The 17,910-nt window shown below is 58.3% G+C and carries 12 protein-coding genes and 1 pseudogene; 10 read left to right on the top strand and 3 right to left on the bottom strand.

What is annotated here, in order from left to right; genetic code table 11:
* Window positions 1-81 precede the first annotated feature (81 nt).
* The 10 genes and pseudogenes from ACSZOQ_RS13650 (at window position 82) to ACSZOQ_RS13605 (ending at window position 11,531) form a co-directional block, all read left to right on the top strand.
* Window positions 82-1,800, top strand: a complete 1,719-nt coding sequence (locus ACSZOQ_RS13650; protein WP_439923034.1) for an arylsulfatase — start codon at window positions 82-84, stop codon at window positions 1,798-1,800.
* Window positions 1,801-1,886: 86 nt separating this feature from the next.
* The gene (locus tag ACSZOQ_RS13645) at window positions 1,887-2,885 is read left to right on the top strand and encodes an HAD family hydrolase (RefSeq protein WP_439923033.1); all 999 of its coding nucleotides are present in this window, start codon (window positions 1,887-1,889) and stop codon (window positions 2,883-2,885) included.
* Window positions 2,886-2,916: 31 nt separating this feature from the next.
* Window positions 2,917-4,233, top strand: coding sequence for a DUF1214 domain-containing protein (locus ACSZOQ_RS13640; RefSeq protein ID WP_439923032.1), 1,317 nt, complete (start codon window positions 2,917-2,919; stop codon window positions 4,231-4,233).
* Window positions 4,234-4,265: 32 nt separating this feature from the next.
* Window positions 4,266-4,772, top strand: coding sequence for a hypothetical protein (locus tag ACSZOQ_RS13635; RefSeq protein WP_439923031.1), 507 nt, complete (start codon window positions 4,266-4,268; stop codon window positions 4,770-4,772).
* A gap of 20 nt (window positions 4,773-4,792) precedes the next feature.
* Complete coding sequence (locus tag ACSZOQ_RS13630) at window positions 4,793-6,319, top strand: DUF1214 domain-containing protein (protein ID WP_439923030.1); 1,527 nt, start codon at window positions 4,793-4,795, stop codon at window positions 6,317-6,319.
* A gap of 88 nt (window positions 6,320-6,407) precedes the next feature.
* Window positions 6,408-7,439: a DUF1254 domain-containing protein gene (locus ACSZOQ_RS13625; RefSeq protein WP_439923029.1), complete on the top strand. Its 1,032-nt coding sequence runs from the start codon at window positions 6,408-6,410 to the stop codon at window positions 7,437-7,439.
* 11 nt (window positions 7,440-7,450) lie between these two features.
* Window positions 7,451-7,696, top strand: coding sequence for a DUF3302 domain-containing protein (locus tag ACSZOQ_RS13620; RefSeq protein ID WP_439923028.1), 246 nt, complete (start codon window positions 7,451-7,453; stop codon window positions 7,694-7,696).
* Window positions 7,693-8,634 (top strand): HlyD family secretion protein, encoded by a 942-nt coding sequence (locus ACSZOQ_RS13615; protein ID WP_439923027.1) that lies wholly within the window; start codon window positions 7,693-7,695, stop codon window positions 8,632-8,634. Before ACSZOQ_RS13620 ends, ACSZOQ_RS13615 begins: the two co-directional genes overlap by 4 nt.
* A 180-nt stretch (window positions 8,635-8,814) precedes the next feature.
* Window positions 8,815-9,821: pseudogene (locus ACSZOQ_RS13610) on the top strand (SphA family protein).
* Between the two features lie 912 nt (window positions 9,822-10,733).
* Complete coding sequence (locus ACSZOQ_RS13605; protein ID WP_439923026.1) at window positions 10,734-11,531, top strand: LuxR C-terminal-related transcriptional regulator; 798 nt, start codon at window positions 10,734-10,736, stop codon at window positions 11,529-11,531.
* 105 nt (window positions 11,532-11,636) lie between these two features.
* On the opposite strand, the gene ACSZOQ_RS13600 is transcribed toward ACSZOQ_RS13605, so the two are convergent.
* From ACSZOQ_RS13600 to ACSZOQ_RS13590, 3 genes are all read right to left on the bottom strand, one after another.
* The gene (locus ACSZOQ_RS13600) at window positions 11,637-13,064 is read right to left on the bottom strand and encodes an HlyD family type I secretion periplasmic adaptor subunit (RefSeq protein ID WP_439923025.1); all 1,428 of its coding nucleotides are present in this window, start codon (window positions 13,062-13,064) and stop codon (window positions 11,637-11,639) included.
* Window positions 13,051-15,813 (bottom strand): type I secretion system permease/ATPase, encoded by a 2,763-nt coding sequence (locus ACSZOQ_RS13595; protein WP_439923024.1) that lies wholly within the window; start codon window positions 15,811-15,813, stop codon window positions 13,051-13,053. Before ACSZOQ_RS13595 ends, ACSZOQ_RS13600 begins: the two co-directional genes overlap by 14 nt.
* A gap of 121 nt (window positions 15,814-15,934) precedes the next feature.
* The gene (locus tag ACSZOQ_RS13590) at window positions 15,935-17,836 is read right to left on the bottom strand and encodes a glycoside hydrolase family 16 protein (protein ID WP_439923023.1); all 1,902 of its coding nucleotides are present in this window, start codon (window positions 17,834-17,836) and stop codon (window positions 15,935-15,937) included.
* Window positions 17,837-17,910: the final 74 nt, after the last annotated feature.

The following is a 17,910-nucleotide window of genomic DNA, read 5'->3' as shown; positions in this document are numbered from 1 at the left end:
GTTTGTGAGTGTCGCATATCTGAGCTTTGTGATCGCGCTACGCAATGATTCTCGACCTCTTTGTGGAGAATGGAGAGTGCAATGACCAGCAGTGCGGACGACCGAAACAAACTCGAAACTCCATCGAGCGAGGCCGACAACCACGCTCTCAGCCGCCGGAATATACTGCTGGGCTCGTCGGCGCTGGTGGCGCTGGCAGCAATGACAGCACCCGCGGAGGCCCAGAGGCAAAAGGCTGCACCGGCCACAACGACAACGACTGCCCCATCCGGCCGCAAGCCAAATATCCTCGTCATCTTCGGCGACGATATCGGCCAGACCAATATCAGCGCTTATTCCTTCGGGTTGATGGGCTATCGGACGCCAAACATTGATCGCATCGCCCGTGAAGGTATGATGTTCACCGACTACTACGCAGAGCAGAGCTGTACGGCAGGACGATCGAGTTTCATCACTGGACAATGCACCCTTCGCACCGGGCTCTCGAAGGTGGGTATGCCGGGTGCAACAGTTGGCCTGCAAGCGCGTGACGCCACGATTGCTGAACTGCTCAAGCCGCTCGGCTATGCGACCGGCCAGTTCGGCAAGAACCACCTCGGGGACCGGAACGAGTATCTCCCAACCGTCCACGGCTTCGACGAGTTCTTCGGCAATCTCTACCACCTCAATGCTGAAGAAGACCCGGAATCGCGGACTTATCCGCGCGACCCGAAGTTCCTTGCCGCGCTTGGCCCACGAGGCGTCCTGCGTTGCAAGGCGTCGGACCGCGACGATCCGACCGAACATCCCCGCTGGGGACGTGTCGGCAAGCAGACCATCGAGGACACCGGCCCGCTGACCAAAAAGCGAATGGAGACGGTGGACGACGAGACCTCGGCGGCCGCGATCGATTTTATTCAACGGCAGACACGGGCGAATAAGCCGTTTTTCTGCTGGTATAACTCAACGCGCATGCACTTCCGCACCCATGTGCGGGAGTCGCATCGTGACAAGCCCGGCCTCACGTCTCGCACTGAATATGCCGACGGCATGATCGAGCACGACGGCATCATCGGAACTATCCTCAAGGCGCTCGACGATCTCGGAATCGCGGACGATACCATCGTGCTCTACACGACGGACAACGGCCCGCATCAGAATTCCTGGCCGGATGCCGGTACAACGCCGTTCCGAAGTGAAAAGAACACGAACTGGGAAGGTGCGTTCCGCGTGCCGTGCATGATCCGCTGGCCGGACAAAATTCAACCCAGCTCGATCTCGAACGACATCGTCAGCGGCCTAGATTGGATGCCCACATTGCTTACCGCGGCCGGCGAGCCCGATATCAAAGGCAAACTACTTAACGGCTATCAGGTCGCTGGCAAGACCTTCAAGGTTCACCTCGATGGCTATAATCAACTGCTGTACTTCACCGGCCAGCAGCCGAACAGCGCCCGCAAGGAGTTTATCTATTTCAATGATGACGGTGATATCGTCGCCATGCGTTACGAAAATTGGAAGCTCGTTTTCGAAGAGCAGCGCGCAACGGGTACTCTGCGTATTTGGGCCGAGCCATTTACCAAACTACGCGTCCCCAAGGCGTTTGACCTGCGGTCTGACCCGTACGAGCGGGCTGACGTAACGTCGAATACTTACTATGACTGGTTCATGTCGAACTCGGCTCCGTTCCTGGCGTCTCAAGCTGTCGTGGGACCATTTTTGGCGACATTCAAGGATTATCCTCCGAGTCAAAGACCATCGAGCTTCAGCATCGATCAGTTGGTCGAGAAGATGCAGCGGAGCCTTGAGCCGGCGCACTAGCATTGCACCATGTCGGCCGGCAACAATGCCGTCCGGCACTTTGTCGTTTAGCGAGAGGATACATTTCAGGATCGAGGAGGTTGTCGATGAAGTTCACCCGGCGCTTCGTGTTTGCCGCGCTGTTGGCCGCGCTTCTGCCGATTTCAACGGCGTTCTCCCAATCCGATCCATTGCCCTCATGGAACGACGGCGCGGTAAAGTCATCCATCACCGATTTCGTCGCAAAAGTGACGACGCAAGGTGGTGCGGAGTTTGTGTCGCCCGCAGAGCGTATCGCCGTGTTCGACAACGACGGCACGCTGTGGTGCGAGCAGCCGATCTATTTTCAGGCCGCCTTCGCGCTCGATCGCGTCAAGGCGATGGCGCCACAACATCCGGAATGGAAGAATCAGCAGCCGTTCAAGGCGTTCCTCTCCGGTGACAGGAAGGCGTTGTCAGAGCAGGGCGAGAAGGGTCTGCTGACGCTGGTGGCCGCGGCGCATAGCGGCATGACCACGGAGGTATTCGCAAAGTCCGTCGCCGACTGGCTCGCGACCGCAAAACATCCCCGCTTCAACCGGCCATATAACGAGTTGGTCTATCAGCCGATGGTCGAACTGCTGGCTTACCTCCGTACCAACGGCTTCAAGACCTTTATCGTGTCGGGCGGCGGCGTCGAGTTCATGCGGGTGTGGGCCGAAAAGGCCTACGGCATTCCACCTGAGCAGGTGGTCGGCTCGTCCGGCGTCACGAAATATCAGCTAGACGCCGCGGGCAGGCCGTCGTTGCTGAAGACGGCGAAGGTGCAGTTCATCGACGACGGTCCGGGCAAACCCGTCGGCATCAACATGATGATCGGCCGGCGTCCGATCTTCGCCTTCGGTAATTCGGATGGCGATCTTCAGATGCTGCAATGGACCACGGCGGGAAGCGGGGCGCGTTTTGCCGGGATCGTGCATCACACGGATGCCGCGCGTGAATACGCTTACGACCGCCCATCGAAGATCGGACAACTCGACAAAGCATGGGAGGAGGCGAAGGCTAAAGGCTGGACCGTCGTCGATATGAAGCAGGATTGGAAGAAAGTTTTCGCGTTTGAGCCCTGACAATTTTTAGCGGCATGGACAGGAGTGGAGCATGGTCAGAACTATTTGCGTGGCGTTCATTCTGCTTTTGGCGACGGCAATGGCAGCAAGTGCGCAGACGCAGCCCGCCTCCATCTCCGATCAGGATGTCAGCGACGCGTATATCTACCTGCTTGGCCGTCTACTGATCACGCGTCAGCAGCAGCTCGATTTCAAGGAAGGCTTCAAGTGGAACCAACTTGTACACCGGAAGCCGGGCGAGGTGGATTGGCCCAACCCTAATCTGGACGTGGCCTATTCCGAAGCATGGGTCGCAGCCGATGAAAACAGTTGCACGATTGTCAGCGTGCCAAAGGTGGAGGGTCGCTATTATACGGTCCACTTCCTGAACGGCTGGGGCGAGACGATTGCAAACATCAATGAGCGCCTCTTTCCCAGGCGGCCGTTCGGCGATTTTGCCGTTTGCTATCGGGGGTCGAACGTCGCGATCCCTACGGGAGCAACGCGCATTGATCTTCCGGTAAAATATTCTCGTGTACTCGCCCGCGTCGAGCTTGGCTCCGATCCGGATGCGGCAATCGCCTTGCAACACCAGTTCACGTTCCGGGCGACAGGCACGCCGAAGCTTCCGGAAATTCCCAAGACGCCGATATTCGAGCTTGAGAAGTTGCCTGGTGTCGAAGCCTTCGAGGCCGCGGACATCGCGCTCGACGGAGAGCCTGACCTTAGTGTCGGGCTGGAAACATTGGGCCAGAAGGCCCGCGCCATCGCCAAGGCTGTCAAGGATCCTGCCCGGCGCGCACGCGTCGATCAGGTGATCCGCACTCGCGCCTTGGCTGATATCGGCAAGGCTAGTGCCATCATCGGCCACGGAACGGTGCAGAATGGTTGGGCGCGTCCCGGCGTCGTCGGAGAGTACGGTCTGGATTACCTGGCACGTACCATGGTCGACAACGGCGGCATCTGGGCCAATATCAAGCCGGAAGTTCTCTACTATCGAGGCAGCCTCGACCAGACCGGAGCGGAACTCAGCGGCGACAACGTCTATACGCTGACTTTCCCGAAGGATGGACTGCCGGCTCAATATGCGACGTTCTTCTGGTCGGTGATAGCCGTGGACAGCCACCGTTTTCGCGTGCTGCCAAATCCGATCAACCGGTTTCTGATCAATAACCAGTCGAAGCTGCAATACGGCGCGGACGGCTCGCTCACGCTTTATTTCGCCGACCAGAAACCTGCCGAGGCGCCCGACGGCAACTGGCTGCCGACGCCGAAAGGGCAGAAGTATCGCCTCACCTTCAGATTCTATCGGCCCACCGAAGGTGTTGCGAACGGCACCTACTATCCACCGCCTCTAATCAAGCGGTGAAGCGATAGGAGGGAAGCGATAGGAGAAAAGCGATGATAGCCGGCGCGCGCTTTGCAAAATGGGGTCTCGGCCTCTTCATCTTCGGCGTGTTCCTGACCTTCGGCATCATCGCCCATTACTGCGTGGGCTCACGTTGGCCAAACGGCGAACTATTCATGCAGAACATCACGCTGTGGTGGGCCTGCCCATGGACGTTGTCAGTCGCCGCCGTGCAAGCTGGCGGCCTCGGCATGGTGGCGATCGGCCTCACGCTGATGCTGGCCGCGCGAGTATCGCGAACGCATCTGGCGGCAGACAGCTCAGTGGCGCTTTGGTTCTGCATCGTTGGGCTGCTGGGCGTGTTTGCAGTCGGTTATCCAGGCTACTTCGTCTTCGATGCGATCTGGCCGAGCTTCTACTACTCACCCGTCGCCGTTGGAAAGAATGTCTGGCTGCTCGGACAGGCGCTCTTCATCGCAGTCTACTTCGCAGGCACGATCTTCGCGTTTAACGCCGCTCGTCGCGCGCTCAATGTTGTTTCCGCGGAAGCCAAACTCTGACTGGAACACTGGAGAATATAATGAGCAATACGAATGATCAAAGGCTTGATCGGCGGACACTTCTGCGGGCGGGAGCGATACTTGCCGCGGCTTCGACGCTCGGCGCCAGCGGGCACTCAGCTGCGCACGCGCAGGCATCGTCGCTCAATCCACAGCCTCTGCCACCATCGCCGGAATGGGCGCGCGCGCTGCCGCCGGGGCCGGACACCAGCGTGAAGATCACCGAAGCCTATGCGGCAATGATCGCATGCGACGCCTATTTCTGGGCATGGCCGATGGTCAATCTCTATAACAAGCGGCTGAACTTCAAAAACGTGCCCGAGGTCATGATGGTGGGGCCGGGACCGGCCGCGCCGCTCAATCGCGTGGCGATGCTCACCGATTACATTGAGCCTGAGCAGCGCTTAGTCGCATGCCCTAATCAAGACGTGGTCTATGGCGCAGGCTCGCTCGCGCTCGATCTTTCGCCGGTGGTGGTCCAGGTGCCAGATTTCGGCGACCGCTTCTGGGTGTACCAGATGGTCGACCTGCGCACCGACGGCTTCGTGCAGCTTGGCAAGATGTACGGCACGACGCCGGGCTTCTATCTGCTGGTTGGGCCGAACTGGCGGGGCGACATTCCCAAGGGTATCACCAGGGTCTTCCGCTCTCCGACCAACACCGGCTTTGCTGGCCCGCGCGTGTTTCAGGACGACACGCCTGAGGATAAAAAGGCGATCCAAAGTGTGATCCAGTGGATCACGATGTACCCGCTCGCGGAATTCGATGGGCGGATGAAAAGCACCGATTGGAGCAAGATCAAGAAAGTCCCGGCGACGTCTGCCGGCGAAGCGGAAACAAAGTGGGTGTTTCCTGACAAGTTCTTCGATCAGCTCCCTGACGTCCTTGCCGACGCGCCGCCTTTGCCGGGCGAGGAATCCCGCTACGCTCAAATGCGCGCGCTGCTTGAAGCGATCAAGAACAATCCGGCGTTGAAGGCTCCGCTGATCAAGGCTGCCACGGAGGTTGAGGAGCAGATTGTCAAGCCGCTGTTCGAATTCCGCAACTGGGGCCAGCAGCTTCCGCACCACTGGAGTACGATCTCGAACGAGGCCGCCTTCGGTGCCGATTACTTCACACGTACGGCGGCGGCCAAGTCGAACATCCTGGTCAACTCGCCGAACGAAACGAAATATTTCTATCAAGACCTTGATGCCTCGGGCGCAAGGCTCAACGGCGCCAACCGCTACACCGTTACGTTCGCGAAAGATCAGACGCCACCGGTCAACGGCTTCTGGTCGCTGACGCTTTACAATGAGCACCATTTCTTTGCGCCTAACGAGATCAAGCGCTATTCGACCGGAACAAAGAACAAGGCGCTGAAACACAACCCCGATGGTTCGTTGACGATCCATGTGCAGGCCGATACGCCGCCGGCCGCCCAACGCGACAACTGGCTGCCGGCGCCGAAGGGGGGTGATTTCACTCTCTATGTGCGTGCCTACTGGCCGAAAACGCCCGTGACAGACGGCTCATGGACGCCGCCGGCGGTTCAGCGTGCCGGTTAGGGGGATGGTGCTGCAAGCATGGCTCTGAATGGACAATGGAAGCGCCGCTGTTGCAGGTTGTGAACTGACCACAAAAGGAAGGGATGTCATGAGAATCGTCTTTACTCTCTTTGTTTCGGCGCTCGCATCGGCTGCAGTCAGTGCGGCGCAGGCCCAATCGCCCTCAGACAAGGACATACCCGTTACGTTGGATAATTTTCCCCGTGCCGAGTCTGACGCTTATATCGGTACTCTCCTCAAAGAAGGCGGTTTGGGGAAATTCAAGCATAACCGCGAGCCGGCAAGCATCGATAATCAGACGGTCATTCGCTTGAATCGCGACACGCTCTATTCTTTTGGCGTGTTCGACCTCGACGCGGGACCTGTAACCGTCACGATGCCGAATGCGGGTCAGCGCTTTATGTCACTGCAAATTATTAACCAGGACCACTACGTTCCGGCTGTCTATTACGGCGCCGGATCGCACATCCTGACAAAGGAAAATGTCGGCACGCGGTACGTCGTAGCAGGCGTCCGTACGCTGGTCGATCCGAACAATCCACAAGACCTCAAGCAGGTTCACGATCTACAAGACGCGATTAAGGTAAGTCAGCAAGGTCAAGGGAAAATCGAGCTGCCGAATTGGGATCAGGCCGCTCGGAAAGATATCCACGATGCCCTTCTGGTGCTGGCGAAATATGCAGGCGGCTTTTCGCATGCCTTCGGCGCCAAAGGTGAGGTCGACCCCGTCAGGCATCTGATTGGTACATCGGCGGGCTGGGGAGGTAATCCCGATAAGGACGCGACCTACCTCAGCTTCGCGCCATCGAAGAATGACGGCACAACGATCTACAGACTTAACGTCAAGGACGTGCCGGTCGACGCCTTCTGGTCGGTCAGCCTCTACAATGCCGCCGGCTACTACGAAAAAAACCCATACAACGCCTATTCGCTCAACAACCTCACCTCAAAAAAGAATGCCGATGGTTCGGTGAACGTCCAGTTCGGTGGATGCGACGGCAAGATACCGAACTGCCTGCCGATCATGGCAGGCTGGAACTACACGGTGCGGCTCTATCGCCCACGCGCGGACATACTCAGCGGCAAGTGGAAATTCCCGGAGGCGCAACCGGCCAGCTGAGGAGATCGCGCATGAGCGGCTTCGACATCTTTGCCTGGATTGTGCTGATCATCCTTTTGGCCAGCTGCGTCGGCGTTTTCTGCATTGCGGGCTGGTTGCCCGGTCACATCGCAAAGACGCGCGGTCATCCGCAGGCGGAAGCCGTGACCGTGGCCGGCTGGGTCACCCTGATCTGCGGCTTTGCGCTCTGGCCGGTCGCTCTGATCTGGGCTTACGTCGATGTGCCCGCCTCGAGCAAGGGGGAGCGGCAGTCATGATGATCGCGATCATGGCGGTCTATCTGGTTCTTGTGTTCGTGCTTGTGCGAACGGGCATCGTTCGCTTCAATTTCTTCTGGAAAAGCTCTCCCCTTGTCGTTCTCCTGCTTTTGAACCTGTTACTGTTTATTCCGATGGGATGGGGTGCGCCGCAGGGGCCCGCGCTGGTGGTCCGCAACTCGGTCTCCATCGTGCCGGACGTTGCCGGCGAAGTGATTGATGTACCGGTCACCGCCAATACCCCGCTCAAGGCCGGCGAGGTGCTGTTCAGGATCGATCCGGTGCCCTACGAGGCACAGGTCAAGACGATCGAGGCTCAGCTAAAATTGTCCAGCACGCGCCTTGCCCAGATGACGCTGTTGTTTGAACGCGATGCCGGCCGCGGCTTCGATGTCGAGCAGCGGCAGTCCGAAGTCGACCAGCTCAAGGGGCAGCTCGAGGGCGCGCGGTGGAACCTCGACAAAACCATCGTCCGCGCACCCGCAAATGGTTACGTGACCAATCTCGCGCTGCGCAAGGGTGCGCGGGTGGCAAATCTGCCGCTGGCTCCGGTGATGGCCTTCATCGATACGGCGGATACGATTGTCGGCGTCGAAATTGCGCAGCACGATGCCCGCTATTTGCGAACCGGGCAGCCCGTCGAGGTGACGTTCAAGTTCCTTCCGGGCAAGGTGTATAAGGGACAAGTAGAAAGCATTCTGCAGGCTGTCGCCACGGGGCAGACCCAAACGTCGGGCGTCGCGGTCATGCCGAAAGGGGTGCAGTCCGCGCCTTTCGTTGCCCGGGTGAAGCTCGACGATGCCGGGGTTGCGGCGCAGTTGCCTGCCGGGAGCGTTGGCGACGCCGCGATCTTCACCGACCATGTCAAGGCAACGCACATCATCCGCAAAGTGCTGTTGAGACAGATTGCGATTCTGAACTACGTCAATCCGTTCTAGGGTGTGATGTGAAGCCATGAGTGTCGCAGATCGCTCCTGTTCGAAGAATCTAGGGCGTTTTCGAGCGAAGTGATACCGGTTCGCGTGAAGAAAACGTGTCAAAACAAACTCATAGAGCCCGCTTCTGATTCCATCAGAAACGGAAAGGGCTCTAGGCAATTCCAGTGATGGAGGGACACGATGAGGCGACAGAAAATTCTAGGCGCGATAGTAACTGCCGGGCTCTGCACGTTGGTTTCTGCCGGAAGCCCCGCACCGGCTTTCGCCGACGAGGGAGGCCTCAGTTTCTGGCTACCGGGCACATTCGGAAGCCTCGCAGCGACGCCTGCGACCCCCGGATGGTCATGGGCGACATTCTATCTTCACACCGATGTCGGTTCAGCCGCGGGTGCCCAGTTTCCACGCGGCGGGCGGGTTGATGTCGGCATCAGCGGCCGAGGCGACCTGGTTGGATTTGGACCGACTTACGTGTTCGCGACGCCGGTGCTCGGCGCCCAGCTATCGGTTAGCGTTCTTGGCATCGCCGGGCATAACGAAGCGTCGGCTGCGCTCTCTCTCACCGGCCCCCTCGGCAACACGATTGCGCTGAATCGGACGCAGGGTCTGACGTCCGTCGGAGACGTGATTCCTCAGGTGGCGCTTAAATGGAATCAGGGCGTCAACAATTTCATGGTCTACGGCATGGGCGACATTCCCGTGGGCGATTACGACCCCAACCGTCTCGCCAATCTTGGTATCGGTCATGGCGCCATCGATTTCGGCGGCGGCTACACCTACTTCAATCCCAAGTCCGGCAACGAGTTTTCGGCAACTGCCGGCATGACCTACAATTTTAAGAACACCTACACGCAATACCAGAACGGATCGATTTCCACGTCGACTGGGGCGCTTCGCACTTCTTCGAAAACAAGGTTCAGGTTGGCGTCGTCGGCTACTACCTGCAACAGGTAACCAACGATTTCGGCGCGCCTGCAGCACTCGATGGCTTCCGCTCGCGCATCGCAGGCGTCGGTCCGCAAATCGGCTTCCTGTTCCCCGTCGGGGACATGCAGGGATATATCAATGTGAAAGCCTACAAGGAGTTCGCAGCGCAGAATCGGCCTGAGGGCTGGAATACATGGCTGACCTTCGCAATCTCGCCTGAAGCTCCCAAGCCGGAGGCGAAGCCGATCGTACGGAAATACTGAGGGCAGACAGCGCCACTGATCTCACGCGAGAACCGACAACGTTGCTCCAGAGCGGCGCCGACGTCATATCGGGTTTCGCACCTCGATCGTCACGTTGTTTGTGCCGTGGTGTTATTCATCGGATTAACGCTGGTCCATCTCCGATTTAGCTGTGTTTCGCAGATCACGCAGACGGCAGCGAATACTTGCATCCTTTCATCGAGAAGGTGGTGCAGTCTGGCGCCCACCAGCTCCTCTCCTGAAAATCGAGGACGAGAACGTTTCAGCAGACCGAACAGGCGTGCGACAAAACGACGCTTGCACGTAAGACGCGACGGTATGCCAGGGTTCCGTCTCGCTGTTTCCGCGAGCGCGATAGGCTCCGATCAAACTCAAGAAATCCCAGTATTCGCTGGCCTGGTTTCGGGAGCACTCACAAACACATATCAGAAAATTCTAGAAACAAAAAGTTCAACTTATTTTGACCTTGTTTTGATACCGACCAATGCTTTCGTTGATCTAGTGTTCAACTGAAGTCGCTCGCAAAGCCGTCGTGATTAGTACGGGCGGCAGCTTCGCGACCAATACAAGTTAGCGGCTACATCAATAGTTGAATATTATTTTCGGTAATTGGCGGGCTAATTGAGGCAATTACTGAACGCTTCGGTTATTTCAGGATTTGCGTTGAGTGGTGAGAATCCAAAATGAGCTCTCGTCAAATCCTGCACAGCGGCCAGTCTTAAGTTCCATCATTGGAACTCAAGGCCGGCTTTTAGGAAATTTGAACTTTCGGTCGGAAGGTCCGACTAACCATTGCGGATATGAGGCGGAGACGCGTTTTCGTCGTCGACTACCCTTTGTTCCAGGGTAGCTCCAGGGAGCTCTAAGTCGTGGTTCATAGCTCCCCAGTTGCGTACTGACCAGGAGGGTCAAATGAGGAGGCATCAATCTTTTGAAACCTTTCTCATAGGCAAAAGTGTTTTAATGAGAGAAGGCATTGTCCGTATTTTGCGCGAGGAGAACTTCCGTGTCCGGGCATCGGTATCGTCCCCTGATGAACTAACGGGCGCATTTCGAGGGCCGCAAGTACTGTTTCTCATTGTCCACACCGGCGATGACTTCGCCCTCGCCGTTGAACAGATCAACTTTGTGAGAGACAAACATCCCAGTGGGCGCATTGTGGTTGTGGCCGATCACTACAGGTCAAGCGAGCCGGATATAGTATTTCACGCCGGCGCTGCCGGTTATCTTGTAAGCACGATGTCCTGCGATGCGTTTGTCAAATCCATCGAGTTGGTGATGATGGGCGAGACTGTTTTCCCGCCGGCATTCCTGGCATCACCTCTCGATGCCAAGAGCGAGCGTCGACGCAAAGCCGCGGTAACCGGCGAAGACGAAGCCGCAATCCTCGTCACTCAAGAGGATACGACCGCGCCCCAGCTTTCACCGAGAGAGCTGGCAATTCTGCGGTGTCTGATCAGCGGCAATTCCAACAAGTGCATCGCGCGAAAGATCGATATCGCAGAGGCAACCGTAAAGGTTCACGTCAAGGCGATTCTGCGCAAGATCCGGGTTCAGAACCGAACGCAGGCGGCGATTTGGGGGATGAACCATCCGCTGCTGTCACAACCCGTAAATGGTACTCCGCATCTCCCGATCGCCGATGCAAATGAGCCGCTTTCAAGTTCCGTCGCGGTGATCTCCGCGATCAAGAGAATCGGGTCGTCGTGACAGCCCGCCGAACGTTTGATGCAGTGGCGCAGCCGCATTGACGGCTTTACGTCCGGGAGTATTGGCGAACTGCCGGAGGACTAGCGGCACGAAATTCAAGGTCTGCTACCGCTCCCTTAAGGAGTCCCGCTTGTATTTTGCCAGCGGCGAGAGCAGGTAGCTGATGATCCTGCGCGAGCCTGTCTTGATCTCGGCCGTCACCGCCATTCCGGGACTTAGCTTGACGAGCTTCTCGTCTATTTGCATTTCCGTGCGGTCAAGCGAGATGCGCGCGGCATATTGCAACTCCTGACCCCGCGGCTCGCTGGTATTCGATGCTGCGCCCGTGATCCGGTCATTCGATCCGTTCGATGGCCTGTCGTGGGCAATGGCGTCGGATGACAAGCTGAGCACCTCGCCGTGAAGGAGCCCATAGCGAGTGAAGTTGAATGTGTCGACCTTGATTTCCGCCTTCTGACCTGAATGAACGAATCCGATATCGCGATTGGACACCATCGCCTCGATCTCGAGAGGGGCTTGTGTCGGAACCACCACCGCAAGCACCTGGGCGGGCGTCACCACGCCTCCTACCGTATGAACGGCAAGCTGCTGCACGACGCCGTCAACTGGTGCGACCAAGCTCTGGAGCTTGGTTCGCTGATCGGCCTTGATCACGTCCTGCTTAAGGCTCGCGACCTTTTGTTCCGCTTTGGACAGCGCATCATAGATGGCACGCCGATGCCCCACGGCGGTCTTTTCTCTTGTCTCCCTCAGCAAAGCGATCGCCGCATCGGCTTCACGAAGCTTGCTTTGTTGGACGGTGACATCCTGCTGGAGGCCAACGAGATCCTGGAACTCGGTGAGATAAACGACCTTCGACGCCAATCCCCTGTCAAGGAGCGTCTTGTGAATGTTGACTCGCTCCTGCAACACCGGAATGGTGGCCTGGATCTTCGCGACGCTGGCGGAAATGGTCGCCCGCTCGGCTTCCTTCTGGCCTAACTGACGGCCGATCTCTGAAAGCTTGGCATCCTGTTCGGCGTGCTCGCTGAGCAGAAGCTGACGATGCGTCTCGATCTTGACGGGGTCCGCTCCTTCAGGTGGACGAAAAGCCGCAAGTGGATCATCCGCGAGTGCAGCTCGCAGCCGTGTGGCGTCGAGTTCAGCGCTGACGAAATCACTCTTCTGCCGCTCCCAGTCGGCGCCGGTCATTGTGGGGTCCAGTTCAACGAGAACATCGCCAGCCTTGACTGTCTGGCCGTCCCGCACGTGGACGGCGCGGACTACACCTGTCTCGAATGGCTGAACGAGTTTGGTTCGCCCCCCGGGGACGATCTTGCCAGTCGAGGTTGCGACGATATCGACACTGCCCAGCGACGCCCATGCGAGCGCTACGCAAAAGACCGCGATGATGCTGGCTCCGATCGCGCGCCCGACCGGCGACGGAGGCCTCTCCTCGATCTCAAGGGCTGCCGGCAGAAACGCAATTTCGGCCTCGCGGCGGCGGACCGTGGCCTTTGGAAATGCGACAACGTTCTTGCTAGCTGGCGTCATGGATGCCTGCTTGTAGGAAATGCAGCTTCGCATAGCGGCCGTTCGAGCGGATCAGCGCGTCGTGATGGCCATCCTCGACGATGCGGCCTCTCTCGATGGTAATGATGCGATCGGCCTGCCGCACGGTCGAGAGACGATGAGCAACGACAAAAACCGTCCGGCCTGCCGCGATCCGTTTCATATTCTGCTGGATGGCGCGCTCGCTTTCGTAGTCCAGGGCGCTGGTGGCCTCATCAAGAATGAGGATGCGCGGATCCATAATGAGAGCGCGAGCAATTGCGATGCGCTGGCGTTGTCCGCCCGATAGGCTGCTGCCCCGCTCGCCCACGACGGTGTCGTAGCCTTCGGGTAATTCCAGGATGAAGTCGTGAGCTCCCGCGAGTTCAGCCGCCGCAATAATGCGCTCCATGGGGACCGCTGGATCAGCGAGCGCGATGTTCTCTCGAACGGAGTTGTTGAAGAGCACGTTTTCCTGCAGCACGACGCCGGTCTGCCGGCGAAGCCATGCGAGATCCACCATCGCAAGATCCACACCGTCGATCAGCACGCGTCCGCTTTCCGGCACATAGAGGCGTTGGATCAGTTTGGCGATGGTACTCTTGCCGGATCCCGATGAACCGACCACACCGACGACCTGGCCGGGCTCGACGCTGAAAGACACGTCATGCAGCACTTCGGGACCGCCAACGCGATACCGAAAGGTCACATGATCGAAAGTGATCTGGCCACGGATCGCCGGCAATGCGGCGCGTCCGGGACTGAAGCTCGGCTCTGGTATCGTGTTGAGGATGTCGCCAAGCCGGTCGATCGACAGGCGGGCCTGATGGAAATCCTGCCAGAGCTGCGCCAGCCGCAGCACCGGCATGCTTACGCGAGAAGCCAGCATATTGAACGCGACCAGTTCGCCGACGGACATCTCTCCTCCGATCACGAGCTTGGCGCCGAAGTAAAGTATCGCAGCGATGACGAGCTTGTTGACAGCTTGAACCGCCTGACTCGCCGTATTGTTCAAGCTGAGAACGCGGAAGCTTGCTGATACATATGCGGCAAGCTGCTCCTCCCAGCGGCGCTGCATCTGCGGTTCGACCGCCATTGCCTTCAGCGTTTCGACGCCGGTCACGCTCTCGACGAGGAAGGCCTGATTCTCGGCGCCGCGATTGAATTTTTCGTCAAGGCGCTTGCGAAACAACGGCGCCGCACCTGCGGAAATACCGATATAAAACGGAAACGAGGCCAAGACGACGAACGTCAACGATATAGAGTAGTAGAACATCACCGCGAGAAAGACGAACGTGAACAGGAAGTCGATCACGAGCGTCAGCGCCGAACTCGTCAGGAACTGGCGGATGTTCTCGAGTTCGCGCACGCGCGCGACGGAATCGCCAACGCGTCTCGCCTGGAAATAAGCGATCGGTAGCGCCATCAAGTGTCGAAACAGCCGGGCGCCGAGCTCGACATCGATCCGATTTGTCGTGTGGGCGAACACATAGACCCGCAGGGTGCCAAGAATGGCCTCGAAGAGAGTCAGAGAGACGAGACCAACGACCAGAACGTCGAGCGTGCTCATGCTTTGATGCACGAGTACTTTGTCGATGACGACCTGGAAGAAGAGGGGGGAGATGACGCCGAAAACCTGAAGAAAGAAAGATGCAATCAGCACCTCACCCAGAAGGCGGCGGTACTTGTGAATTGCGCCGAGGAACCAGCTGATGTCGAACCGTCGGGAGAGGTCCGCAAGCGACGCACGACGCGCCATCAGAACGATGTCGCCGTCCCAAATGGCCTCGAGTTCAGCCTGCGTCATTATTTCGGGCTGCGGAACCGCTGGCCACTGGACCAGGAGCTTGTCGTCGACGATTTTGCCGAGGATCAGGAATCCGCCGTTTCGCAAGACGGCAATGCCTGGCAGCGGGGTCACGGCGAGCCGACTCCAACTGGTCTTTTGTATCCGGGCCTTGAGCCCGAAATCCTTGGCGCAGCGTAACATGCTGGAAAGGTCGACCCGCGTGACGCCAAGTTGATGCCGAATTTGTGCTGGATCAGCAGCGACGCCGTGGCATCGCAACAAGGTCACCAAGGCCAGCAGGCCGCACTCGTCGGCATTCGCAGTATCCGACTCCGCGTTATCCGGCTCCGCGGTTTCGGTGGCGAGCTCGCTTCGGTCGGTGCGGCGCACCTGCTGCAGCTGTCGCACTAATCTGCGCGCGTAAACGAATGCATCGGCAAAGGCATGACGAGCGCAGGCTGCGAAGCTGCGCCCTGGGATCGATGCAACGGAAAGGGAGTACATCACCATGCTACGTCCGCGGATAGCCGCGTTCGCCAGGGCATAATGAACACGCTGCATAAAACCGGTCGATCCGGCAAAGACGATGCGGCCATCCCAGACTGCCTCGAATTCTTCGCGCGTAATCAGCTTGGTTTGCCCGGAGCCAGGATGCCCCGAAAACGGATACATAACCAACGCGCCGTTGTTGTCGGCGCGTCCAAGAAGTAGAAATCCACCATTGCGAAGCGACACGATTCCAGGCTGCCGCATGCTGACCAGCTGCTCCCAGTGCGTCCTACGCGCACCCATCGCGATCCCAAGCTGAGCGGCGCAGCGGAGCATCGCTCGAATACCTATCGCTGCCGTGGTTCCGCAGCGCTCGCGGATCTGATCGATTGCGGCGTTCACGCCTTGAAGACGCAGAAATAGCCATAGGGCAACAAGCCCAGCGTCCTCCGTCGCAACGTTCTCGTTTTGCATCGCTATCCTAGCTCAGCTCTCGGAAATTATATGGGGATTCCAAATTCCGCATAAATCGATGGTGTGCCCAGACGCCAAGTCCGTCCAGCGACGGAGCGGGGCGCCTGGGCACACCAGTTGTTTAATGCCGAGGTCGGGTCAGGAATGACTCGTTCAGCCAGTTCGACGCTTTCGACGCGGACGTGGCGATCTGTCCGTGATCCACCTGTCCAGAGAATCCGCCGCCGGCCAGATATTGATTCAGCAGCGCGAAGCTGTGATTTGCATGAGAATGTGAAGTCCCTGTTGATGGGGCCGAAGGCGGAGTTCCGGCTGATGCAGCCGGAGGATCGGTCACGGTGATAGTCTGTGATGCGGACCTCGCAACGGCACCGGTGATAGGATCCTTCGCGGTTGCCGTTGCCGTGAGCGTCGCAACCGGATGGCCCGAGCCCCCATAATTGGAGTGCAGCGTCAATCCGCCCTCGACCTGTGCGGCAGTCAAGGTGATGTTGTTACCCTTGAATGTATGGCCATCGAGATTGGAGGTTATCGACTCGTACCGAGGCAATCCCTTGATGTTGACGGTCACGGAGTCGTTCGGATCGGATGACTTGACGCTGAGTCCCAAGTCAATCGCGCCGTGAGCGTCAACCGACAGCGTGCGGTCCGCCACCGATAGAACAGGCGTGGAGACCGAAGGTGTGGTTGTTGGTGGTGTCGTTGTTGGCGGTGTCGTCGGCCCGCCGCCCGTTCCGCCTTCCGATGTGCTCATCGGCGACGGATCGATCTGAAGGCCGGAGAATGTCTTCACCGCACCCGAGAGGTTCGCGGAGAGACCGCTCGCGTCCTTGATGCTCGCACCGCTTGGAAGATTGACTTTCGTGATGGCGAGCGAGGGGGTGCTGGTATTCGTCGCTGCGACAGTGGTCTGAAAGGTAAGCGAGTTGGTCCCGGAGCCGCCGACATAGGTGGCGGTCCCGCCGTCATTAAGTGTCAGCGTGGGCTTGCCCGTCACCGTCACGGCTTCGTTGAAACCGAGCGTCAGCGTGACCTTGTCGCCGACATGCTCAACGCCTTTCCCTGGCGAGGCCGTTGCTTGAGTCACCGTGGGCTGACTTGCCGACGGCGACGTCACCGGAGGAGTGGTTACCGGGGGCGCAGTCACTGGAGGAGTGGTTGCGGGTGGCGTGTTTGATGCTGACGGGCTGACGTTGGCGCCCGTAACGGTGTAGCCACTACCAGGTTTTTGAAAAAGTTGGACTGCATCGATCTGCATCGGCATCGACGACGGAGTCGAATCGTTCAGAACCGTGTGCCAACCGGACGTGTTGGAATTCGCGACCTGATTGTCCATGATCAATTCCATGGGCTGGGTCGGAATCGGCATTTGCGCGCTGGTGACCTGCGCCATCTGCTTGCCGTCGAGATACCAGGTGATCGACTTACCCGGCACCCAATCGATACCATAGGTATGAAAGCCGGCCGTGAGATCGACGCCGCTGTCGATGACTTTGTTGAAGGTGCCGTTTGGCGTATGAAGATTGGCCGAGAATGCCTGGTTTGCCGGGCCTTTGCCGGTGTACCCGCCTTCCTGCATGTCGATCTCAAAATTGTCGCGGCTGTTGCCTGCGCCTTTCCCCGGCAACAGCCAGAGGCCCGGCCAAGCGCCGTCACCGCTCGGCGCCTTCATGCTGATCTGAAGGTAGCCGCCCGTGAATTCGAAATTGCCATAGCTGCTGACGGCGCCGGATGTAATCGGGAATGTCTGTGTCTTGCCCTGATTATTGCCGGTTACGGGTTGCTTGATCGCCGTGAGATTCAAAGTACCGTTACTTACGGTTACCTGGCTCGGCATATTGTAGTCAGCGTCATACTGTCCGCCCGGACCGTTTCCTCCGGATCCATTACTATTCCAGGGTGCACCCTGGGCGGCATTGCTCGTAATGTAATTGCGCCAGGTGCTGTTGAGTGTCGTCCCCGAGAAGTCTTCCTGGAAAACCAGGTCGCCTGAGTTGTAACCTGTGGGTGTAGATAGAGCCATCCATTATCCCCGTCGATCTTAGAGAACCCCCAATCCTTGCCTGCTGTGGCCAGAAATGATGGCGACAAAATAAT

Origin of the sequence: Nitrobacter sp. JJSN (genome assembly GCF_051912485.1) — a bacterium.
GTDB lineage: Bacteria > Pseudomonadota > Alphaproteobacteria > Rhizobiales > Xanthobacteraceae > Nitrobacter.
The sequence above is the reverse complement of the archived record's forward strand: the minus strand, read 5'-3'. Positions and strand labels throughout refer to the sequence as shown.